Origin of the sequence: Streptosporangium sp. G11 (assembly GCF_051192615.1) — a bacterium.
Taxonomy (GTDB): Bacteria; Actinomycetota; Actinomycetes; order Streptosporangiales; family Streptosporangiaceae; genus Streptosporangium.
In genome coordinates, this window is the sequence record NZ_JBPJUQ010000021.1 from 1 (window position 1) to 20,900 (window position 20,900).

At 70.9% G+C, this 20,900-nt stretch carries 22 protein-coding genes and 1 pseudogene; 17 read left to right on the forward strand and 6 right to left on the reverse strand.

What is annotated here, in order from left to right:
- Window positions 1–200 precede the first annotated feature (200 nt).
- The 4 genes from ACSDR0_RS20760 to ACSDR0_RS20775 all read left to right on the forward strand — a co-directional run bounded on the left by ACSDR0_RS20760 (window position 201) and on the right by ACSDR0_RS20775 (window position 4,308).
- Window positions 201–620: a universal stress protein gene (locus tag ACSDR0_RS20760; RefSeq protein ID WP_435290504.1), complete on the forward strand. Its 420-nt coding sequence runs from the start codon at window positions 201–203 to the stop codon at window positions 618–620.
- A 379-nt stretch (window positions 621–999) separates the two neighbouring features.
- Complete coding sequence (locus ACSDR0_RS20765; protein WP_435290505.1) at window positions 1,000–1,662, forward strand: CBS domain-containing protein; 663 nt, start codon at window positions 1,000–1,002, stop codon at window positions 1,660–1,662.
- Window positions 1,663–1,676: 14 nt separating this feature from the next.
- Entirely contained in the window at window positions 1,677–2,669 is a 993-nt protein-coding gene (locus tag ACSDR0_RS20770; protein WP_435290506.1) for an Acg family FMN-binding oxidoreductase, read from the forward strand.
- 559 nt (window positions 2,670–3,228) lie between these two features.
- Window positions 3,229–4,308: an ion transporter gene (locus tag ACSDR0_RS20775; protein WP_435290507.1), complete on the forward strand. Its 1,080-nt coding sequence runs from the start codon at window positions 3,229–3,231 to the stop codon at window positions 4,306–4,308.
- Here ACSDR0_RS20775 and rpsD read toward each other — a convergent pair.
- Window positions 4,296–4,910, reverse strand: coding sequence for a 30S ribosomal protein S4 (gene rpsD, locus ACSDR0_RS20780; protein ID WP_435290508.1), 615 nt, complete (start codon window positions 4,908–4,910; stop codon window positions 4,296–4,298). The genes ACSDR0_RS20775 and rpsD overlap by 13 nt on opposite strands.
- Window positions 4,911–4,997: 87 nt before the next feature.
- On the opposite strand from rpsD, the gene ACSDR0_RS20785 reads away from it, so the two are divergent.
- Entirely contained in the window at window positions 4,998–5,723 is a 726-nt protein-coding gene (locus tag ACSDR0_RS20785; RefSeq protein WP_435290509.1) for a DUF2470 domain-containing protein, read from the forward strand.
- Between the two features lie 444 nt (window positions 5,724–6,167).
- Here the strand turns inward: ACSDR0_RS20785 and ACSDR0_RS20790 are convergent, their stop codons facing one another.
- The gene (locus tag ACSDR0_RS20790) at window positions 6,168–6,746 is read right to left on the reverse strand and encodes a ClpP family protease (protein ID WP_435290510.1); all 579 of its coding nucleotides are present in this window, start codon (window positions 6,744–6,746) and stop codon (window positions 6,168–6,170) included.
- Between the two features lie 515 nt (window positions 6,747–7,261).
- Between ACSDR0_RS20790 and ACSDR0_RS20795 the strand changes: the two genes are divergently transcribed.
- A complete protein-coding gene (locus tag ACSDR0_RS20795; protein WP_435290511.1) occupies window positions 7,262–7,456 on the forward strand; it encodes a CsbD family protein in 195 nt (64 codons plus the stop codon).
- A 240-nt stretch (window positions 7,457–7,696) separates the two neighbouring features.
- Here the strand turns inward: ACSDR0_RS20795 and ACSDR0_RS20800 are convergent, their stop codons facing one another.
- Complete coding sequence (locus ACSDR0_RS20800) at window positions 7,697–8,011, reverse strand: hypothetical protein (protein WP_435290512.1); 315 nt, start codon at window positions 8,009–8,011, stop codon at window positions 7,697–7,699.
- Between the two features lie 114 nt (window positions 8,012–8,125).
- On the opposite strand from ACSDR0_RS20800, the gene ACSDR0_RS20805 reads away from it, so the two are divergent.
- From ACSDR0_RS20805 to ACSDR0_RS20820, 4 genes are all read left to right on the forward strand, one after another.
- Window positions 8,126–8,491 (forward strand): hypothetical protein, encoded by a 366-nt coding sequence (locus tag ACSDR0_RS20805; RefSeq protein ID WP_435290513.1) that lies wholly within the window; start codon window positions 8,126–8,128, stop codon window positions 8,489–8,491.
- Between the two features lie 4 nt (window positions 8,492–8,495).
- A complete protein-coding gene (locus ACSDR0_RS20810) occupies window positions 8,496–8,897 on the forward strand; it encodes a hypothetical protein (RefSeq protein ID WP_435290514.1) in 402 nt (133 codons plus the stop codon).
- Window positions 8,898–8,945: 48 nt separating this feature from the next.
- Entirely contained in the window at window positions 8,946–9,212 is a 267-nt protein-coding gene (locus ACSDR0_RS20815; protein WP_435290515.1) for a hypothetical protein, read from the forward strand.
- A 303-nt stretch (window positions 9,213–9,515) separates the two neighbouring features.
- Window positions 9,516–10,145 (forward strand): hypothetical protein, encoded by a 630-nt coding sequence (locus ACSDR0_RS20820; protein ID WP_435290516.1) that lies wholly within the window; start codon window positions 9,516–9,518, stop codon window positions 10,143–10,145.
- A gap of 79 nt (window positions 10,146–10,224) precedes the next feature.
- Here the strand turns inward: ACSDR0_RS20820 and ACSDR0_RS20825 are convergent, their stop codons facing one another.
- The 3 genes and pseudogenes from ACSDR0_RS20825 to ACSDR0_RS20835 form a co-directional block, all read right to left on the reverse strand.
- Window positions 10,225–10,494 (reverse strand): hypothetical protein, encoded by a 270-nt coding sequence (locus ACSDR0_RS20825; protein ID WP_435290517.1) that lies wholly within the window; start codon window positions 10,492–10,494, stop codon window positions 10,225–10,227.
- Window positions 10,495–10,878: 384 nt separating this feature from the next.
- A pseudogene (locus ACSDR0_RS20830) lies at window positions 10,879–11,316 on the reverse strand (winged helix-turn-helix domain-containing protein); the annotation flags it as partial.
- A 216-nt stretch (window positions 11,317–11,532) separates the two neighbouring features.
- Entirely contained in the window at window positions 11,533–12,876 is a 1,344-nt protein-coding gene (locus ACSDR0_RS20835) for an ROK family protein (protein ID WP_435290518.1), read from the reverse strand.
- 202 nt (window positions 12,877–13,078) lie between these two features.
- Here ACSDR0_RS20835 and ACSDR0_RS20840 point away from each other — a divergent pair, with 202 nt between their 5' ends.
- From ACSDR0_RS20840 to egtA, 7 genes are all read left to right on the forward strand, one after another.
- A complete protein-coding gene (locus ACSDR0_RS20840) occupies window positions 13,079–14,296 on the forward strand; it encodes an ABC transporter substrate-binding protein (protein ID WP_435290519.1) in 1,218 nt (405 codons plus the stop codon).
- 51 nt (window positions 14,297–14,347) lie between these two features.
- A complete protein-coding gene (locus ACSDR0_RS20845; RefSeq protein WP_435290520.1) occupies window positions 14,348–15,283 on the forward strand; it encodes a carbohydrate ABC transporter permease in 936 nt (311 codons plus the stop codon).
- A complete protein-coding gene (locus ACSDR0_RS20850; RefSeq protein WP_435290521.1) occupies window positions 15,280–16,128 on the forward strand; it encodes a carbohydrate ABC transporter permease in 849 nt (282 codons plus the stop codon). The genes ACSDR0_RS20845 and ACSDR0_RS20850 overlap by 4 nt, the downstream gene beginning before the upstream one ends.
- Before the next feature lie 44 nt (window positions 16,129–16,172).
- Window positions 16,173–18,113, forward strand: a complete 1,941-nt coding sequence (locus tag ACSDR0_RS20855) for a DUF2264 domain-containing protein (RefSeq protein ID WP_435290522.1) — start codon at window positions 16,173–16,175, stop codon at window positions 18,111–18,113.
- A gap of 296 nt (window positions 18,114–18,409) precedes the next feature.
- A complete protein-coding gene (locus ACSDR0_RS20860) occupies window positions 18,410–19,060 on the forward strand; it encodes an RNA polymerase sigma factor (protein WP_435290523.1) in 651 nt (216 codons plus the stop codon).
- A 39-nt stretch (window positions 19,061–19,099) separates the two neighbouring features.
- Window positions 19,100–19,465 (forward strand): zf-HC2 domain-containing protein, encoded by a 366-nt coding sequence (locus tag ACSDR0_RS20865; protein WP_435290524.1) that lies wholly within the window; start codon window positions 19,100–19,102, stop codon window positions 19,463–19,465.
- 144 nt (window positions 19,466–19,609) lie between these two features.
- The gene (gene egtA, locus ACSDR0_RS20870; protein WP_435290525.1) at window positions 19,610–20,854 is read left to right on the forward strand and encodes an ergothioneine biosynthesis glutamate--cysteine ligase EgtA; all 1,245 of its coding nucleotides are present in this window, start codon (window positions 19,610–19,612) and stop codon (window positions 20,852–20,854) included.
- Window positions 20,855–20,900: the final 46 nt, after the last annotated feature.

Here is a 20,900-nt window from a genome sequence, read left to right on the forward strand (position 1 = left end):
GGTGGAGTCCCTGTTGGAGGCGGGCCGGGTGACCGAGGTCCTGCGGCGCGAGGCCGAGGACGCCGAACAGGTCGTGCTGGGCAGCCGGGGGCTGGGCGGATTCACCGGGTTGCTGCTCGGATCGGTCTCCCTGGCCCTGGCCGGGCACGTGGCCGTCCCGGTCGTGGTCGTCAGGGGCGCAGCGGGCCCACGGCCGGATCGTGGTGGGCTTCGACGGCTCCGATCATTCGGCGGCGGCGCTGGAGTACGCCTTCGAGGAGGCCGCCCGCCGCCAGGCCGGGCTGCGGGCGATCCACACCTGGCAGATGCCCGTCGTGGGACCGGGCGCCACCGTCTACACACCGCTGGTCGAGGACATCCTCGCCGCCGAACGGCGTGTCTCCACGGACACGCTCGCCCCGTGGCGGGAGAAGTACCCGCGGATCGAGGTCGAGCAGACGCTGGTCTGCGGGCATCCGGTCGGCGTCATCTACGAGGCCTCGGCCGACGCGGACCTGGTCGTCGTCGGCTGCCGAGGGCTGGGCAGGTTCGGCTCGGCCGTGCTGGGCTCGGTCAGCCACGGAGTCCTGCACCACGCCCGCTGCCCCGTCGCCGTACTCCGAGCCCGAGAAGAGGCGTGACGGACACCGGCGACCTCCCGGCACGCCCCCGGCCGGCGCCGTCGCCGCGATGGTCGACGCCGGCGTCGACGCGACCGGGGTCATTGGGAAGGATCACCGGCCGGCGGGGACGATGACCGCCACCGACGTGCTGCGAGCCGTGGCCGGCCGGGAATCCCGCGGCGCGGGCCCTTGACCGCCTGAGGGAGGTTCACGCCTTCCTCACCGAACGCCTGCTCGCGCACGAACGGGCCGGGGAACAGCGGCTCCACCCGGCGACGGCGGCTCATGAGGACGGCTCGCGCGGAGCGGAACAGACCATAGGTCCTTCTGATCGGGGGACTTTCGCCGCTGACGCTTTCCGGGCCGCTTTGCGATCGTTGTGGTGAGGAGGTTCGTCATGAAGGTCAGGGAAGTCATGGGCGTCGCGGCGATCGCGGTGCGACCGGAGGCGACGTTCATCGAGATGGTCGACGCCATGCGGCGTTTCAAGGTCGGCGCGCTCACCGTCATCGACGCCGACGATCATCCGATCGGAGTGGTCACCGACGATGATCTCCTGCTCAAGGAGACCGATTCCGGTGCGCACTCCGGGGGCGTCTTCGACAGTCGCGAAAGACGCCGGGAGCATCGCAAAGCCGCGGGTGGCACGGCCAGGCAGATCATGACCAGCCCCGCGATCACCATCACGAAGGACACCACGGTCCGGGACGCGGCACGGCTGATGCACCGGCATCGGATCAAGCAGCTGCCGGTGATCGACGCGGTCACCGGGCGCATCGCCGGCACCGTTCACCAGAGCGATCTGCTCAAGATCTTCGTTCGTCCGGCCGAGGAGATCGAACGTGAGGTCATCACGGTCTGCGACCGGCTCGCCGTCGACCCGGGGAAGGTGAGTGTCGGCGTCGCGGCGGGGGCGGTCACGCTGAGTGGTCAGGTCGCCTTCCGGTCGCAGATCGCCCGTCTGGTCGCGGCGGTCCGCGAGATCGACGGCGTCCTCGACGTCGAGAACGCCCTCACCTGCCGATCCGATGACCTGGCTCCCGTTCCGCCGTTCCTGTGACAGAGGTGAAAGTCATGAGCGCCCGTACCAGCGAGGAGATCACCTCGGTGCTCCGCACCGCGGTCCAGGCCGCCACGTGGGCGCCGTCGGTGCACAACACCCAGCCGTGGTCCTTCGGCGTCGACGGCGACGAGATCGCGCTGCGTGCCGACAGCGACAGGAAGCTGCGAACCGGTGACCCCGCCGGCCGGGAGCTGCTGATCAGTTGCGGCGCGGCCCTGATGAACGTGCGGCTCGCGTTGCGCGCGCTCGGCCACGAGCCGCGGGTGCGCGTGCTGCCCGACCCCGACCGCCCGGCCCTGCTGGCCACGGTGCGGCCGGGAGCGGCCATGACCGCCGACGAGAACACCCGGCTGCTGTACGCCGAGGTCGAGCGTCGCCGCACACACCGGGCCGGTTTCACCCGGTTGCCCGTCCCGGAATGCCTCCTCGAGACGTTCGTGGCCGATGCGAGTGGCGAGGGAGCACGCCTGACGCCGGTCCGCTCCGAAGCGGCGATCCGGGTGCTCGCCGCGATCACCTGCGCCGCCCAGGACGTACAGTCCCAGGACCGGCCGCTGTCGCTGGAGCTGATCCGCTGGGCGCGACCGCCGGGGAGCCCCCGCAAGGACGGAGTCCCGGCCGAGAGCTACCCGCGCGCACCCCGGCGGACCCGCCCGCACTTCGCCCAGCGCGACTACGCCCACGGCCACCCCTGGGGCAGCGACGCCGACCAGTCCCTCTCCGTCTCCACCGGTGTCGTAGCGGTCCTGACCACGAAGGGCGACTCCCGCCAGGACTGGATCACGGCCGGTCAGGCACTGCAGCGCGTCCTGCTGCACGCCTCCGCCCACGGCCTCAGCGCGGCCTTCCACACCCAGGCGCTGGAGATGCCCCACCTGCGGGAGTTCCTGCGGCAGGAGTTGTGCTCGCAGGAGTATCCCCAGATGATCATGCGTCTGGGCATCACCTTCGACGACGGCAGGGGAGTCCGCCGACCGGTCGCCGAGGTGCTGGAAGAACGCTGACCGAACCGGCCGGCAGCCCCAAGGGTCCGGGAGGCCGCCGGCGGGGCGGGACACCCGCCTACCGATTCGCGCGGGCCGTCGCCGACCTCCCGGCGCGGGCTCTCGGTGCGGGCTCTCGGTGCGGGCTCTCGGTGCGGGCTCTCGGAGATGGTGCGGCCGGCGTTCTTGGCCGTCCTGGCCGCACGACAGCCGGAAAGCGGCGCGGGCTCGCCTTCCGCTTCGGCAAGCCCCCGGGCGGCCACCTCGCCGGCCTTCGTCTCCGGCCTTCGTCTCCGGCTTTCATCTCCGCGGAGCCATCTCGTGGGTCCGAAGCCTTCGCCCCATCTAAAGGTCCGAAATTCGTACAGGCCCCGGTGCCCGCGCCGAAAAGACCACGGGGAGCGGAGAGGTCAAAGGCGGCGGGACGGTGACACGGGTCCCGTCGCCCGAGTCCGGCGTCTCCATCGTCGCGCCCACCGGCACCACCGGCCCGCCCGGCGCCGCGACGAGGTGGATCCGAAACTTCACCGATCCGTTATGATCTTGGCTGTCCCCGGCCCCCCGACCCCCAGGAGCCCCCGTGCCCCCGCGCGAGCGTCTCCGCGCTCTGCTCGAAACGCACCGTTTCCAGCAGTTCATCATCACCGTCATCGTGATCAACGCGGCCACCCTCGGGCTGGAGACCTCGGTGGCGACCGTCGAGCGGTACGGCACGGTGCTCACCGTCGTCGACCACCTGGCGCTCTACATCTTCGTCGTCGAACTGGCCGCCAGGCTCTACGCCTACGGCTGGCGGTTCTTCCGCAATCCCTGGAACCTCTTCGACGCCGCGATCGTGACGATCTCGCTGCTGCCCACGGCGGGCGGGCTCTCGGTGCTGCGGGCGCTGCGGATCCTGCGGGCGCTGCGGCTGATCTCCGTGGTGCCGAGCCTGCGCCGGGTGGTGACCGCGCTGCTCACCGCGATGCCGGGGATGAGCTCGATCGTGCTGCTGCTGGCGCTGGTGCTCTACGTCACGGCGGTGATGGGCACGAAGCTCTATCACGCCACCGCCCCGGAGTACTTCGGCGACCTGCCCACCTCGCTGTTCACCCTCTTCCAGATGATGACCGGGGACGCCTGGTCCGACATCACCCGCGAGGTGATGGCCGTACACCCGTCGGCGTGGGTGTTCTTCGTGGTGTTCATGCTGGTGTGCACCTTCGTGGTGCTGAACCTGTTCATCGCGGTGGTGGTCAGCGCGATGGAGGAGGAGCACGCCGAGGAGTCCGTACAGGCGACCGAGGAGCTGGGCAAGGCGGTGCTCACCGAGCTGGCCACGCTCCGGGCCGAGGTGCGGGAGCTGCGGGACCGGGTCCCGGTGACGCCGAACGGCGCTCCGGGCCCGGCCGCGAAGGGCGTCTCGGGCGGCACGGGCGTCTCGGGAAACGGTGCCCCAGGCGCGAAGGGCGGCGCGAGCGCTTCGGAAAACGGCGCCCAGGGCTCGAAGAGCACGGCGGCGAACGGCGGCGCGCGTTCGGGAGGAAAGGGCGACTCGGGCACGCGTTCGGGCTCGGGCTCGGGCTCGAAGAGTACGGCGGCGAACGGCGGCGCGAAAAAGCCCGCCACCCGGGGGGCAGCGGGCCGACGCCGCGGACCGGCGTCAGGTCAGCGCGAGTAGAACTCCACCACGAGCTGCTCGTCCACCGGCACCACGATCTGCTCGCGCAGCGGGCGGCTGAACAGGGTGAACCGGAGATCGGCGTGGTTGACGTCGAGGTAGGCGGCGGTCCGGTCGTCCGCGTACACGCCCTCGGACGCCGCGACGAAGGGCTGCATCCGGCGTGACTTCTCGCGCACCGCGACGACTTGGCCCGGCTTCACCAAATAGCTGGGAATGTCGACCTTGCGGCCGTCCACGGTGATGTGGCCGTGGGTGACGTACTGGCGGGCCGCGTAGATGGACGGGGCGAGGCCTGAGCGCAGCACCAGGGAGGCGAGGCGCGTCTCCAGCAGCACCACCAGCTCCGCGCCCGCACGCCCGGTGCCGCGCAACGCCAGGTCCCAGTAGCGGCGCATCTGCCGCTCGGAGACGTCGTAGTACCAGCGGAGCTTCTGCTTCTCCATCAGCCGCAACCCGTAGTCACCGGTCTGCCGCCGATTGGTCTTGCGACCGTGCTCACCCGGCGGGTAGGGGCGCGTCTCGAAGTAACTGACGGCCTTACGGGTCAGCGGCACGCCCGCCCTGCGGGACAGGCGCACCTTCGGTCCGGTGTAGCGCATGCTCACTCCTCTGTGGTTAGGTTTACCTTAGTTAGGCAAGGCTAATCTTACACAGCAGTATCTCCCGACCTCAAGGAGAGCCGGTTCATGCAGCCCGTCACCGCTCCGCCGATCCCCGAGCGGGTCCGCACCCTCGCCGCCACCGCCGCTCCCACCCACGTGTCCGTCTCCGGAGCCGCCGGCCCCGCGACGCCCGCCAAGGGCGGCGTGGACGGCGCCGGCCGCCCCGTGCTGCTCGTCCTGCCGGGCGACCCGCTCTACGACGCGCGGGACGAGCCCGTGGTGACCGTGGATCTGACGTCGAACCGCTCACTGGGAGAGCACGAGCTCTCGCGCGGCCTGCTCAAGGTGCAGGGCTGGGTGCAGGCCGTGCCCGAGGCCGAGGTGAGGGAGACGGCGGTGGCGATCGCCGAGCGCTGCCCCGACGAGGCTCTGTTCGAGGTGCTGGAGGGGACGGACGGCCCCCGGCTGCTCCGCGTGGACGTCGGCAGGGTGATCTATCTCACCGGGCCCGAGTCGGGTGTGCTGGACGCCGAGGAGTATCTCGGCGCCGCCCCCGACCCCCTGATGGGCGAGGCCGAGCGCATGCTCCACCACATCAACGACGCCCACCGCAGGCAGCTGGAGACCGCTCTGAAGTCCCTGCTGGCCGCGCCGGTGCCGGAGGCCTGGCTCTGGGAGCTCGACCGCTTCGGGGCGACCGTCCGCTGCGGCGTCGAGGACCCGACGCTGATCCGCCTTCCCTGGCCCTCGCCCATCACCGACGCGGAGTCTCTCGAACACGCCGTACGCTGCCTGCTCTGCCACCACTGACGGAGCGGGCGGGGAGCGGTCCCGCCGGTCGCCGAGCCTCGATGGAACGCCCGCGGACGGCCGGGCCGGGTCCGAAAGACATCTCGCGGACACCCGGGCGACCTGGCCGGGCCGGGTCCGAAAGACGTCTGACGGGCACCCCGGCGACCTCGCCGGGCCTGACCCAAGGGGCGTGTCACGGGCACCCGGGCGACCTCGCCGGGCCGGGTGGCCAAAGGCCGAAGAGAGCCGGGGCCGGGGGCCGGGGCGGGCCAGGGGCCGGGAAATGGCCATTGGAACGACCGGTCAGCAGCCTTTCAACGGCCGGCGGCACTTCGTCGCGTGGTGCCATTTCCGGCCTCGGCCGGAAATGGCCACCAGATCATTCCGCGCGAAACCATCCCGAGAACGAAATTATTCCCGAGGGAAATGATCCCGGGAGAGAATCCCCCCGGGAACGGAATGTCAGCCCTCGGCCCCCACCTCGCTGGTGTTGCGGATGACCTGGTCGACGAAACCGTAGTCTCTGGCCTCGGTGGCGGTGAACCAGCGGTCGCGATCCCAGTCTTCCTCGATCTGCTCAAGCGGCTGACCGGTGTGGAAGGCGATTCGCTCGCGCATCATCTGCTTGGTGTAGAGCATCTGCTCGGCCTGGATGGCGATGTCGGTGGCCGTGCCCCCGAGCCCTCCCGAGGGCTGGTGCATGATCACCCTGGCGTGCGGCAGGACGTAGCGCTTGCCGGGGGCGCCGGAGCAGAGCAGGAACTGCCCCATGGACCCCGCGATGCCCATGGCCACGGTGGCGACGTCGTTGGGGATGTACTGCATCACGTCGTAGATGGCCATCCCGGCCGACACCGAGCCACCGGGTGAGTTGATGTAGAGCCAGATGTCACGCCGGTCGTCGTCGGCGGAGAGCAGGAGCAGCTCCCCGCAGATCCGGTTGGCGACCTCGTCGTTCACCTCGCTGCCGAGCACGACGATCCGCTTGCGCAGCAGCCTCTGATACAGCTGGTCTTCGGGGACGATCTGGGGACCGCTCATGTCTTCCACCTACTCCGAACCCGGGGTTTGCGAATAACGAATACCCGCGACCATAGTCCCGCCGGGGACCTCGTTTTCCGTTCGTTCGCTGTCAGCGCTTTCCGCTGAAAGCGCAGCGTCCGTATTCCGTTTTCCCGCCGGACATGGCCGTTCCGGGACCGGACCCGGCCGTTTTCCACCCCGTTCCCGGCCGTTTCCCGCCCCGGACACGAGCGTTTCACGGCCGGGACACGCCCCGTCTCCGGCGAGGGGGGCGATCCCGCCGTACGGGCGACGTCCAGCAGTGGAGACGACCCGGCGACCCGGCGGGCCGAGCCTGGGACCGTGGCGATCGCAGGATCCGGGGGGAACGGCGGGGACCGGGCGCGATCGCGCACCCGCCTCGGGCGCCCCCTACGGCCGATCGGCACCGGATCGGCCGTAGGGGGCCGGGACCGGGCATGTTTACTCCCTCGTCTGGAGGAGAGGAGATATCACCGCATGGACAAAACTCCACAAACGGGAGGGGCCACACCATGGGTGCCGACGACAAGATTGCCAACAAGGCCGAAGAGCTCGGGGGCAAGGTCAAGGAGGGCGCGGGGCGCGCCACCGGCAACGAGCGCCTTGAGGCCGAGGGCAGGACCGACCAGGCCGACAGCCACCTCAAGCAGGCAGGCGAGAAGCTGAAGGACGGCGTGGAGAAGGTCAAGGACGCTTTCAAGAGCTGACTTGCCGACCACATGGTGACGGGGGTCCCGGTTTTCCGGGACCCCCGTCGCCGTGTACGGCCTCACCGGAGAAGATCGTGGGCCGGAGCAGACCTCAGACCTGGCCTCCGTGGGAGAGCGTGCGTGGGGAGAGCGCGCCTCGCGAGGGTCCCCTCGGGGAGAACGCGCCTCGCGAGCCCCCGAGCCCTCAGGGTCCCGAGCCCCCGGGGTCCCGTACGGAAGGCTCGGGGCGCCCGGGTCTCAGGAGGCCGGGCCGACCTCCGGTTCCGGCGTGCCGTTGCCGGACGTGTCCTTCGTCTCCCCCTCGCCCTCTTCGGCCCCGTCCCCGCCGTCCTCGATCCCGGCCTCGGCCTCGGCCTGGCTCACGCCCTCGGGCCTTTCCTCTTCCGGAGCGCGGCGCGCGTCGTCGGGGTCCGCCAGGAGCGGCCGTTCGGGAAAGGTCGTGTCCGCCCCCGATCGCTCCGCCACGACCCGGGTCTCGCCGTCGACGCCTCGCGGGCTCGCGGGCGGCGGATCCTGCTCGGGGGTGTCACGCTCGGCCGTGTCTTCGCTCACCTCAGGAGTGTCGGTCATGCCGATCCCCTCCCCTGTCAAAGTCCAAATATGCCGCCGGGCAGGCATGGGAGCGGTCACTCGGGTAGGGAAACCTTCGACGAAGGGAGCGAGATCATGACGGTCACCCGGTTTCAGGATCTGCCACTGGCCGACCACGACAGGGCATGGGACGGCGAAGAGGCCGAGAAGCGCGTCCGCTCGTGGGCGGGCGCGGATGAGGAGCCCAACACCAAGTACCGGGAGGCCCACCTGTGGTACGACGGCGACGAGCCGGAGAACTTCGGGAGCTACAAGCTCCCCATCGCCGACGTGATCGACGGCCGGCTCAAGGTGGTGCCGCACGCCGTACGGGCCGCGGGAGGGATCCTGCAGGGGGCCCGGGGTGGGGTCAAGGTGCCGAAGGAGGACCTTGGCCGGCTCAAGGCCCACCTCGCCAAGTACTACGCCAAGATGGGCGAGACCGCCCCCTGGGAGTCCTGAGGGGATGACGCGTTTCGCGTTCGGCTTCGACCCGGCGTGGCGGGTGCCGCTGCTCCTGCTGGGAGTCGGCCCCGGCAGGGCCTTCGCCGAGGTCCGCGAGGGCGAGTTCTCGGTCCGCTTCGGCCCCTGGTCCTTGCGCACGCCCCTGTCCAACGTGGCGGGCACCAGCGTGACCGGCCCGTACGCGCCGTGGAAGGCCATCGGGCCGCGCCTGTCGCTGGCCGACCGCGGGGTGACGTTCGGCACCAACGCCAGGCGGGGCGTGTGCGTCCGGTTCCACATCCCGGTGCCCGCTCTGGCACCGGGCGGTTTCCTGGCCCACCCGGACGCAACCCTGACGGTCTCCGACCCCGAAGGACTGGTTGAGGCCCTCGGACGGCACGCGAGACGTGAGCCGGGCACATGACAGGAAGGCATCCGGGTAAAGGGTGCGTTCCAACCAAGGAGGGAAGACATGACGGCCGAAGGAGAGATGCCGGAGGAGACTTCGGCAAACGGGAAGCCCATGGTCGCGGCGACGCCGCGCGACGTCGTTCACATTCGCCTGGGCTCGTTCGCCCTGATAGCGGTGATCGGCCTCGGGGTGCTCGGTCTCGTGGCCGGGATCACCTGGCTCACCGTCGCAATGGCCGTGCTGGCCGTGATCGTGATCGCGGACATCGCCCTGGCGGTGCATCGGCAGTCACGTGCCGCTCCGGGCACGACGACAGAAGCGGGCTGAGCCATCGCGGGCGGCTCCAGGGGCGCGCCCGCCGCGCGTCCCCGGGCCCAGGTCGTCCTCCGCACGGCGCCTGAGGTGAGCGGGCAGTCTCACGGATGACGCTCCCCGTACGACGGAGGGCGTACGCGAGAAGCCATCCAGTGGGGGACGGCCCGGTGGACGTTCCCGGTCAGAGTGGAGCGGACACCACGACGACCCCGTCCCGCTCCCGCCGAGCCGCCTCGCCGGCCTCCCACGCCCTACGCCGGTGACGGCCCGCGGCAGGGCCCGGCACGCGGCGCGGCACGTGCCCGGAAGGCGCCCATGCCCCCGACCGCCTCCCTCGACGACCTCACCACGCGGCGCACCGCCCGCCGCCCGGCGGTGGTCATGCCGCCCCCGGTCCGCAAGGCCGTCCTGACCCTGCACGTGGCGATCTCGGTCGGCTGGCTCGGCCTCGACCTCGGACTGCTCACCCTCGGGATCACCGCCCTGACGACCGGGGACCCCGAACTGCTCCGGGCCTCCTACCTGGCCATGGACGTCTTCGCCGACACGCTGATCGTCCCGGTGAGCCTCGGTGCGCTGCTGACCGGCGCGCTGCTCTGCCTGGGCACGTCGTGGGGCTTCGTCAGGTATTACTGGGTGCTGATCAAGCTGGTGACCACGCTGGCCGCGGCCACCGCGTCCGTTCTCGCGCTGCGATCCCACATCGAGACGGCCGCCACCAAGGTGTCGAAGACCCTCCCGGCGGAACCGTTCTCCCTGGGCCTCGGCGGCGTGGACCGCGTGCTGGTCGTCGCGCCGAGCGTCGCGCTGGCCCTCTACGCGCTCAACGTGGCGCTCTCGGTCTTCAAGCCGTTCGGCCGGACGCCGTACGGAAGGCGGCGGTCGGCCAGGCAGGATCGTCCGGCGGGTCCGCGACGGGCGGCGGCGACGCCACCGGAGCCGTGACGGCGAACAGCGCCGGGCGTGGTCACCACGCCCGGCGCCATCGCGCCTTGGCCATTACCGTTTTCTACCGTTTCCGGGTTTACCAGTGGTGGAAGACGACGGGACGGTAGTAAGACTGGAAGCCAAAAGGAACGAAATGATTGTAAACACCAAAGGGTGCGTATCGCGGATAGAAGCCGAAGGGATTGAAGGGGTCGTAGTTGCTGCCGCGGGCGGCTGTCGTGAGCCCGGACAGGGAGGCGGCCTGCTGGGTTATCGCGCTTGCGCCGGCGGGCTGAGCCGACACCGTCATGCCGACGACCAGGGTGGAAGCCACCAAGGTGCCGGCGGCGAGAGCCTGCTTGAACATGAAGAATCACTCCGTGTCTGATGGTTGAACCCGGCGTTCCGCCAGGACTTACAGGGCGCCGACCAGATTTCCAGGAAATATGCTGAATCGACGTCACGTAAGACGCTAGTTCAGAGCCATCAGGACCTTCACCCCAGAAAGGACAAAGCCTTGGTCCGGGATCATTTCCGGGGAGGAAAGGCGGAGGTTACACCGGGACAGGGGTCACGAGCCCGCTCCCGCCGGGGCTCCGCTCCCTGCCTGCCGCCCGGTCCGGCTCCCCGCCTGCCGCCCTGTCTGGTGGTCCGCCTGCTGGTTCGCCTGCCGCCCGGTCCGACTCCTCCCCTGCCGCCCCGCCTGGCGTCCCGCCTGGCGGTCCGCCTGGCGGTCCGCCTGCCGTCCCGTCTGCCGCTCGGCCCGGCGCACCGGCAGCCGGAAACGGCCGGTCCAGCCCAGCCGGTCCAGCAGATAGGCCACCCCGCGCACGGTGTAGGACACCTGGAACCTCTCCGCGATCAGCATGGCGACGCGCGCGGTGGTCCAGCGACCGTCGTCCCAGCCGTAGGCGGCGGCGCCCTCCTCCAGGGCCGCCTCCAGCCGCGCCAATTGCTCGTCGGTGAGCTTGCGACCGCTGGCGGCGCCCTTGGAGACCAGTGCCGCCCTGCCGCCCCGCCTCCAGAGCGCGTACCACTCGTACGCGGACTTCCGGGTGATTCCCAGCAGCTGGGCCACCCGCGCCGGCGCGATCTCCCCCGCGAACATCTCCGCGGCCCGGAACCGCAGCCTCTCGCGCCTGGCCCGCTCCTGCGCGGACAGCCCACCACCCCTGTCTGAATATCTCATACTTTAAGGCTCCCACCTGGGCAAATGGGATCTAACAGGCACCCACCCCGTGTCACCCCGGCGTTTCCCGACCGGGGAAGACGGCGTGCGGGCCTGGCGAGGGAAGGTCGCGCACGGCCCGGCGGGGGAGGTCACGTACGGCCCCGGCGGGGGGAGGTCACGTGCGGCCTGCGGGGGTCACCCACGCTCCCCCGGACGGGCGGGGTCTCTCCCCGATCAGCCGGACGCGGGGACCCGCGCGGAGGGGTGGGCGTTCAGGAACTCGTCCAGGACGAGGGTCGCGGCCCCGTGGGCCACGGCGTCGGAGCCGAGACGGCCGAGGACGATGGAGGTCGCCGCGTACGGCTGGGGCAGGGAGTTCTCCGCCGAGGCGGCGCGGATGTCGTCGAGCAGGTGCCGGCCGAGCAGGAGCCCCAGCCAGCCGCCGATGACGATCCGCTCGGGGTTGACGAGGTTGATCAGGTTGGACAGGCCGACGCCCAGGTAGGTGACGGTTTGGGTGATCACCGGCGACCTGGACTCCACCAGGGCGGCCAGCTCCGCCTGCCAGTCGGTCGTCCGGGTGGGCACCCCGGCGCGGTTGAGGATGCCCTCGGCCCCGATGTAGGCCTCCAGGCAGCCGCGCCCGCCGCACCGACAGGTCCGACCATTCACCACGATCTTGGTGTGACCCCACTCCCCCGCGCTGCTGCTCACGCCCCGAAAGGTCACGCTGTCGGAGACGATGGCGGCCCCGACACCGGAGCCGATCAGCACGATCACCGCGTCACCGGATCCGCGTCCCGCGCCGGCGACATCGTGCCCCCGGCCACCGGAGGCACCGGAACCGGGCACGGAACCGGGCACGGAACCGGCGAGGCCGCGCCCCGCGCCGCCGGAGCCGTGACCCGGGCCGCCGATCCCGCGCGCCGCGCCGTCGCGGCGGGGGTCGCCGTCGCGGCGAGGATCGAACCACAGCTCGGCGCGTCCCAGCGCCCTGGCGCCGTTCTCGACGAACAGCGGGAGCGCGGTGCCCGCCCGCAGGAGCGCTCCCAGGGGCACCCCGTCCCAGCCGAAGGTCCTGGCGTGGATGAGCGCCTCGGGGCCGCCCTCGACGATGCCGGGGACTCCCACGCCCACGCCGAGGGCCTGGGCGGCGGGGACGCCCGCGTCGTCGAGGACGACCTCGACCCCGGCGAGGATGTGGCGCACCACGAGCTCGATCTGGTGCCTCGCGGGACGCAGGGCGTACTCGACCCTGGCCCTCTCGTTCATCTCAAGATCGAACAGTTCGACGCGCACGTGGGTCTCGGCGACGTCGACGCCGATCACGTAGCCGTACACGGGGTTGACGCGGAGGATGGCGCGGGGGCGTCCGCCGTCGGACTCGGCCTGGCCGGCCTCGACGATGATGTTCTCGGCGAGGAGGTCGCCCGTCATGCTGCTGACCGTGGCGGCGCTGAGGCCGGTGAGCCTGGTCAGCTCGTTGCGGGTCACGGGGCCGTTGAAGTAAAGAGTCCGCAGCAGCATGGCCCGGTTGCCCTTGCGCACGTCGCGAACCGTCCTGCGCTCGGGCCTCACGATGGGCCACCTCCCCATGTCACGGCACATGGTAGTTGAGAATTCGAAGATATTCGTCCGACCCCTGGACCCCGGACGGCCCCCGTCCCACGGGTGCCCCACGTCCGTCTTTCCTCCGTGTTACCAAAGCGTTTCTTAAGGGGACTGAACTTTTTTCACATCTTACATTATCGTCCGTTGCACCCCCCATCAGGAGGAAGAAATGATCAGGAGAGTCACAGGGGCTGCGGCCGGTATGGCACTGCTCGCCGGACTCGTCGCTTGCGGCGGCGACAACGGGACGGCCTCGGAGGCCACGACACTGACCTACTGGATGTTCCAGGACCGCACCCCGCAGGCAGGGGAGGTCATCGAGAAGCTGCGCACCGACTTCGAGAAGGCCAACAACGTCACCGTCAAGATCGTCAAGATCCCCAAGGACGACTACAACACCAAGCTGGGCAGCGCCGTCGCCGCCGGGACCGTCCCCGACGTCGGCATCCTGGACCAGCCGCTGGTCGCCAGGTTCGCGCTGGACGGCACCATCAAGGAGGTGCCCGCCGGTACGGTCGACGAGAAGATCTACTACGAGGGCGCCCTCAACACCAACAAGGTGAACGACAAGCTCTACGGGCTGCCGCTCGACCACACCGCGGTGGCGCTCTTCTACAACAAGAAGCTGGTGCCGACGCCTCCCAAGACCTGGGACGAGTTCAAGGCGGCGGCCGCGAAGATCCACCAGGCCGACCCGAAGATCGCGGGCATGGTGGTGCCGAAGGGCGACGGCTACGGCGGCTGGATGTGGCCGGGCTTCCTCGGCGCCGCCGGAGGCTCCCTCGTCGACGAGAAGAACAAGAAGATCCTGTTCGACCAGCAGCCCGGCGTCGACGCGCTCCAGCTCTGGGTCGACCTGCTTCCCTCGTCGCCCCGGCAGATCACCGACTCGGACAAGCCCTTCGAGAACGGCCTGGCCGGAATGATGATCTCCGGTCCCTGGGACGTGGCCACCATCAAGGCTGACTTCCCCGACCTGGAGTTCAGCACCGCCCCCCTGCCGTACAAGACCGAGCCCGCAGGCAACATCGGCGGCGAGAACGCGGTGGTCTTCAGCAAGGGCAAGAACGCCGAGCTGGCGTGGAAGTGGCTGACCTTCCTGACGAACGCCCAGAACAACACCACGCTGGCGCAGGCGCTGGGTGGCTTCCCGACCAACGTGGAGGCGGCCGAGCGGGACGCGGCCACCTTCGGGCCCGACCAGGCGGCGTTCCTGGAGCAGCTCAAGGTCGCCCAGGCCAGGCCCGCCCTGCCGGAGTGGATCCAGATCAACGACGAGATCATCGCACCCGCCCTTGAGGCGGCGCTGAGCGGCAAGGTCACCTCCCAGCAGGCGTTGACCGAGGCCGCGGACAAGACGCGCGCGCTGCTCAAGTGGAACGGCTAACGCGAAAGCGAGGCAAACGTGGCATCTCCGGTGCTGGCTAACAAGCCCGCCGTGACGCCTCCTCCCGGGCGGCGACGCCGTCGCCCGGGTTTCGGGCGACGCGACCACGTCATCGGGTGGCTCCTGATCGCCCCCGCGGTGATCTACTTCGTCATCTTCCTGCTCTACCCCGCACTGGCCGCCCTCTACTACAGCTTCACCGACTGGAACCTGCGGACGGCGCCGAACTGGGTGGGGCTGTCCAACTACACCGACCTGCTGTTCGACGACGTGAAGTATCCGCACTTCTGGAAGTCGATCCAGGTCACCCTGCAGTACACGCTGATCGCCGTACCGCTGACGCTGGTCACCGCGCTCGCCCAGGCGCTGCTGATCAACGCGATCCGCCGGGGTTCCAACACGTTCCGGCTGCTGCTGTTCCTGCCGGTCGTGACCGCGGAGGCGGCCGTGGGCGCCATCTGGCGGTGGCTCTACGACCCGCAGTACGGCCTGGTCAACGCCATGATCGGACTGGTCGGCATCCCGCCGCAGAACTGGCTCAACACCCCCGACCTGGTCATCCCGGCACTGTCGTTCATCGCCGCCTGGCAGTGCGGCATCTCGATGATCATCTATCTCGCCGGATTGAAGGGCATCCCCGACTCGATCCGCGAGGCGGCGATCATCGACGGCGCGGGGCCCGTCCAGCGGTTCCGGAAGATCGTCGTGCCGATGCTGCGGCCCACCACCTTCTACCTGCTGGTCACCGGGGTGATCGCGGCGCTCCAGGTCTTCGGCCTGGTGTACGTGATCTTCTCTGGCGGCGGCGGCAGGAGCGTCACCGGTGGTCCCGAGCAGTCGGGCCTGACCTACGTCCTGCACCTGTACCTGTTCGCGTTCCGTTATGACGCGATGGGCGCGGCCTGCGCGATGTCGTTCATCCTGTTCGTCTTCATCATGATCATTACTGCGCTGCAGTTCAAGTTCGTCAAGCAGGAGGCGTCGTGAAGGCGGCCGGGAAAGTACGGCTCGCGCCCATCTACATCGCGCTGGTGCTGCTGGCCCTGGTGTCGGTCGTCCCGTTCCTGTGGATGCTGGCGACCTCGTTCAAGCACGGCTCGGACGTCTACACCAAGGTGCCCAGCCTGCTGCCGCTCGACCGCAAGACCGGCGAGTTCTCGCCCACGCTGGACAACTACGAGCACGTCCTGCAGGTCAGCGGGCTGGGCCAGGCGTTCGTCAACAGCGTCTGGGTGTGCCTGGTCCTGGTCCCGGCCAAGCTCCTCGTGGACGCGCTGGCCGCCTACGCCTTCGCCAGGATCCCCTTTCCCGGCAGGGACAAGCTGTTCGTCGTCCTGCTCGCGGGCATGATGGTTCCCACGATCACGCTGCTGGTGCCGCGCATCCACGTCACCCAGGCGCTCGGCATGTTCGACTCCGGGTGGGGCCTGATCCTGCCCAACGTGGCCTCGGTGCTGGACATCTTCCTGCTGCGCCAGTTCTTCATGTCGCTGCCCTCCGAGCTGGAGGAGGCGGCGCGCATCGACGGCGCGGGCCGGATGCAGATCTTCTGGCGCATCATCATCCCGCTGTCGAAGCCGGTGCTGGCGGTCGTGACGATCACCAGCTTCATCTTCCACTGGAACGACCTGGTCTGGCCGCTGGTGGTGCTCAACGACCCCGAGCTCTACACGCTGCCGCTGGCCCTGCAGCAGCTGGCCAGCAGCGAGTCCGGGCGGGCGTACTACATCATGGCGGGCGCGGCCCTGGCGGTCATCCCGGTCATCGTGGTTCTGCTGATCTTCCAGCGCCGCATCATGCAGGGGATCGCGTTCACCGGGCTCAAGAGTTGACCTCTCCGCCGGGTGCGGGCGGTGCGCCGCGCGACATCGAGGACATGCGCCGGCTCGTGACCGAGCTGGCCGAGCCGCTGGTCCCCCACCTCAGCCCCGGGCGGGCGCGCCTGCGGCTCGGAGCCAACGCCGCGCACTACGGCGACGAGGCCGCCGAGCTGGAGGCGTTCGCCCGCCCCCTGTGGGGGCTGGCGCCGCTGGCGGCAGGAGGGGGTTCCTTCGATCACTGGGAGCTGTGGCGGCGGGGTCTCGCCTCCGGGACCGACCCCGGGCACGGGGAGTTCTGGGGGGCGGCGACCGACGTCGACCAGCGGCTGGTGGAGACCGCCGCCATCGGCCTGGCGCTGGCCCTCGCCCCCGAGGCCGTGTGGGACCCGCTGAGCGGCGCGGAGCGGGACAACCTCGCGGCCTGGCTGCTCCACGCGATGACCCGCGAGACCGCCGACAACAACTGGCGGTTCTTCCCCGTGCTGGTGGGGCTCGGGCTGGACCGGGTCGGGGTGCGCTTCGACCCGGCGCCCAACCTGGCCCGGCTGGAGCGCCTGGAGTCCTTCGCCCTGGGCGGCGGCTGGTACGGCGACGGCCCCACCGCGCAGCGCGACTACTACGTCCCCTTCGCGATGCACTTCTACGGCCTGGTCTACGCCGCCCTGGCCGGCGACCGCGACCCGGGCCGGGCGGAGCGCCTGCGCGAGCGGGCGGCGACGTTCGCGCTCGACTTCCAGCACTGGTTCACCGCGGACGGGGCCGCCGTGCCCTTCGGCCGGAGCATGACCTACCGCTTCGCGCAGGGGGCCTTCTGGGGCGCCCTGGGCTTCGCGGGGGTCGAGGCCCTGCCGTGGGGGGAGGTGCGGGGCCACCTGATGCGGCACCTGCGCTGGTGGCTGCGACGGCCGATCCGCGACTCCTCGGGCCTGCTGACCCTGGGGTACGGCTACGCCCAGCCCGCCCTCGCCGAGCAGTACAACGCCCCCGGCTCCCCGTACTGGGCGCTGAAGGCGTTCCTGCCGCTGGCCCTCGACGCCGGCCACCCCTTCTGGGCGGCGGGCGAGGAGCCCGCGCGGGAGCTTCCCGAGACCAGCGTCCAGCCCCAGGCCGGTGTGGCGCTGATGCGGTGCGAGGAGGGCCGGCAGGTCGTCATGCTGAGCGCGGGGCAGCACAGCACGTGGGTGCGGCACGGCGCGGCGAAGTACGCCAAGTTCGCCTACTCGACGTCCTTCGGGTTCAGCGTGCCCGCCGGCTCGTGGGGACTGGAGCAGGGCGCCTTCGACAGCACCCTGGCCCTGAGCGACGACGGGACGCACTGGCGGCCCTGCGAGGTGCCAGGGGACTTCTCGGCGTGTGACGGCCTGCTCCACGCCCGGTGGGCACCGTGGCCGGACGTGGAGATAGACACCTGGCTGCTCGCCCGCTCCCCGTGGCACGTGCGGGTGCACCGCGTACGGTCGGGGCGGGGGCTGCTGTCGGCCGAGGGGGCGTTCGCGGTCGACCGCGAGCCCGTGGCGCACCGCGTCGCCGAGGGGCCGGGACACGCCCGCCTCGACTCCCCCGCCGGGCTGTGCGTGATCGAGGACCTCGGCGGGACGCGGGCCGGGGAGCTGGTCCGTCCCCTGCCGGGAACGAACGTCGTCGTCCCGCGTACGGTCATCCCCACGCTGCGCGGCGAGCACGAGCCGGGCGAGTACTGGCTGGCCTGCGCGGTCCTCGGCCTCTCCGGCTCCGCTCTTCACGGTCCCGCTCTTCACGGTCCCGGTCCTCAGGACGCCGGTCCTCAGGGTCCCGGCCTTCCCGATCCCGGTCCGTACGGCTCTCGAACGCCCGGTTCCGGCCCCTCCGGCACCGGAGGGGCCTCGGACTGGCCGGAGCCGCCCGGCCTGGAAGGCGTCCTGGCGCTCCTCCCCGGCGGCCCCCCTTCGGGACCGGCTGACCGGCGGCACGCGATCCCCGGTACGGCCGGGGCTCGCGTGCCGTGCCGCGTCCGGTGACCGGAGGAGGCCGGGCATGGCCGGGCATGGCCGAACACGGGCCGCTCACCAAGGCCGCCCACCAGGGCCACTCGCGAGGCCGAGCATGAGGCCACGGACGAAAAGGTGTCGAACCAGGTCAGAACGGGAATTTTCCCCCCAGACCCACCATTTCTCCCGGCGCTCTCGACCGAGAGGGCACCACAACGACCGGGAGGCCGAACGGAGCGCCGCGTCGCCACGACGACCCGCGAGCGCCGCGCGCCGACCGCGCCCGTCCAGGGGTCTTCCAGATGCCCCATCGGGAGGAGGCGACCGTGGAGTCCTTCACAGACGGCACGCTGCCCTCGGACGATGTCGTCGTCGCGGCCCTGCGCGCCGGAGATGAAGCGATGTTCACGGCGCTGCTGGACACCTGGTCGCGGGGGATGCTGTGGCTGGCCCGCGCGCACGTGTCCACCAACGACTCGGCGGAGGAGGTCGTGCAGGACACCTGGCTGGCGGTGATCCGGGGGATCGAGGGCTTCGAGGGCCGCTCGTCGGTCAAGACCTGGGTCTACCGGATCCTGGTGAACACGGCCAGGAGGCGAGGCGTGCGCGAGAACCGCACGGTGCCCTGGAGCAGCGTCTTCGAGCAGGAGAGGCAGACCGTCGACCGCTCGTGTTTCCAGGGGGTGGACGACCCCTTCCCAGGATGCTGGAAGGATTTTCCCACCGCCTGGCCGACCCCGGAGAGCGAAGTGCTCGCCGCCGAGGTACGCGACCGGATCGCGGCCGCCCTGGCCGAGCTGCCGCTCAGGCAACGCACCGTGATCACGCTCCGCGACGTCGAGGGGTGCACCTCCGAGGAGGTCTGCGAGATCCTGGAGATCTCCGCCGCCAACCAGCGCGTCCTGCTGCACCGCGCCCGCACGGCGGTGCGCGGGCGGCTGGAGGATTACTTCGAGACGGCGAGACGGCCGACGTAACGCGGATGGTGCGACGAATTCGATTATCGGGACGGTGAGGTGGTCAAGATTGTGAAGCGGTTCAGCTGCGAGGAGGCGGTGGAACTCGTCACCGCCTTCCTGGAGGGCGCGCTCGACGAGCCCACGCGGCACCGGTTCGAGGAGCACCTGGGCGGTTGCGAGGGCTGCGAGCGCTATCTCGGCCAGTTCCGCGCCACCGTCGAGGCTCTCGGCCGCCTCCGGACCGCCCAAACCCCCCTCCGGCACCACACCGCCACCACCGCCGACACCGACACCGGCGAGAGCACCGAGACCGGCGAGAGCACCGAGACCGGCGACGCCACCGGCTCGCCACGGCCGGAAAGCCCGCCGGAGGGCAACCGCGACCGGCTGCTGGCCGCCTTCCGCGCCAGACGGCACACCTGAGCCGACAAGGACACGGTCGCCCTCCGAACGTCACCCCGTCGCCTCACCACCGGGGCGCGCCCCCCACCCTTCTGTAACGCCTGAGCGCCTCACGGCTCTATAAATCCGTACACATCTGGATATATCAGGCGAAAGGGGATGGGGATGACCGGTCTGGCGACCGAGGACGCACTGCTCCGGAACGCCTCGGATGTGGAGACCTTCGCGCGGCGCTGCTTCCTCGGCTCACCCGGCGACCAGGTGGGGATCGAGCTGGAGTTCCTGGTCTTCGACCGTACGGATCCCGCCCGCCAGGTCCCGCCCGCCAGGATCGCCGACGCCCTGCCTCCACTGCCCGGCGGGAGCGTGGTGACCTTCGAACCGGGGGGCCAGCTGGAACTCTCGGGACCGCCCGGCTCGCTGCCGAACGCGATCAGCCTCCTCACCGCCGACGTGAACGCCGTGCGCCGGGCGCTGCGGGACGCCGGTCTGACGCTGGGCGGGGTGGGTCTCGACCCGCTGCGGCCGGCCAGGCGGCAGCTGCGCCTGCCCAGGTACGAGGCGATGGCGCGCTTCCTCGGCAGGCTGTACGGGTCGCTGATGATGTGCTCGACGGCGTCGATCCAGGTCAACCTGGACCTGGGCGACAGGCCCGCGACGCGCTGGGAACGCGCCCACCTGCTGGGGCCCGTCCTCGTGGCGGCCTTCGCGAACTCGCCGCTCAGCGAGGGCCGGCCGTGCGGGTGGATGTCGGGGCGCCAGGCGGTGTGGGAGCGGCTGGACCGCACCCGGACGGCCGCCGTCCCGGCGAGCGACGACCCCGGCGCCGCGTGGACGGAGTACCTGCTCGACGCCCGTCTCATGGCCGTGCGCGGGACCACCGGGAACGGCGACGGCGCGGAGACGTACCGGCCGGTCCTCGACGGCTCGACCTTCCGCGACCGGCTGACCTCTTCCGAGCACCCGCCGACCCTGGCGGACCTGAGCTACCACGCCACGACGCTCTTCCCGCCCGTACGGCCGCGCGGCTGGCTGGAGATCCGCTATCTCGACGCCCAGCACCCGGCGAGGTGGCCCGTGTGCGTGGCGGTGACCCACGCCCTGGTGATGGACGACCGCGCGGCCGACGCGGCGCTGGCCGCGGCCGGGCCGTGCGCGGGGATGTGGTCGGCGGCGGCGCGGTGCGGCCTGGCGGAGCCCCGGCTGCGCGGGGCGGCCGAGGCCTGTTTCCGTGCCGCCCTCGCGGCGCTGCCCCGGCTGGGGGCGGCCCCCGCCCTGGTATGCGAGGTGGCCGCGTTCGCCGACCGCCACGTGACACCCGGCAGGACCCCGGCCGCCGACCTGCTGGATCTGGCGAGAGGACCGGGAGGACTCCCGCCGGGCTGGCCGGTCGAGGAAGGCCGGATCTGAGCTCTCCCCGGACCGGCGCAGGACCGGATCGGGATCCCGGGCCGGA

Bases quoted from the DNA above. Each gene is read 5' to 3' on its own strand.
- ACSDR0_RS20765 (WP_435290505.1), top strand. From the start codon at position 1,000: ATGAAGGTCAGGGAAGTCATGGGCGTCGCGGCGATCGCGGTGCGACCG.
- ACSDR0_RS20770 (WP_435290506.1), top strand. From the start codon at position 1,677: ATGAGCGCCCGTACCAGCGAGGAGATCACCTCGGTGCTCCGCACCGCG.
- rpsD (WP_435290508.1), bottom strand. From the start codon at position 4,910: ATGCGCTACACCGGACCGAAGGTGCGCCTGTCCCGCAGGGCGGGCGTG.
- ACSDR0_RS20785 (WP_435290509.1), top strand. From the start codon at position 4,998: ATGCAGCCCGTCACCGCTCCGCCGATCCCCGAGCGGGTCCGCACCCTC.
- ACSDR0_RS20790 (WP_435290510.1), bottom strand. From the start codon at position 6,746: ATGAGCGGTCCCCAGATCGTCCCCGAAGACCAGCTGTATCAGAGGCTG.
- ACSDR0_RS20795 (WP_435290511.1), top strand. From the start codon at position 7,262: ATGGGTGCCGACGACAAGATTGCCAACAAGGCCGAAGAGCTCGGGGGC.
- ACSDR0_RS20805 (WP_435290513.1), top strand. From the start codon at position 8,126: ATGACGGTCACCCGGTTTCAGGATCTGCCACTGGCCGACCACGACAGG.
- ACSDR0_RS20810 (WP_435290514.1), top strand. From the start codon at position 8,496: ATGACGCGTTTCGCGTTCGGCTTCGACCCGGCGTGGCGGGTGCCGCTG.
- ACSDR0_RS20815 (WP_435290515.1), top strand. From the start codon at position 8,946: ATGACGGCCGAAGGAGAGATGCCGGAGGAGACTTCGGCAAACGGGAAG.
- ACSDR0_RS20820 (WP_435290516.1), top strand. From the start codon at position 9,516: ATGCCCCCGACCGCCTCCCTCGACGACCTCACCACGCGGCGCACCGCC.
- ACSDR0_RS20825 (WP_435290517.1), bottom strand. From the start codon at position 10,494: ATGTTCAAGCAGGCTCTCGCCGCCGGCACCTTGGTGGCTTCCACCCTG.
- ACSDR0_RS20840 (WP_435290519.1), top strand. From the start codon at position 13,079: ATGATCAGGAGAGTCACAGGGGCTGCGGCCGGTATGGCACTGCTCGCC.
- ACSDR0_RS20855 (WP_435290522.1), top strand. From the start codon at position 16,173: ATGCGCCGGCTCGTGACCGAGCTGGCCGAGCCGCTGGTCCCCCACCTC.
- egtA (WP_435290525.1), top strand. From the start codon at position 19,610: ATGACCGGTCTGGCGACCGAGGACGCACTGCTCCGGAACGCCTCGGAT.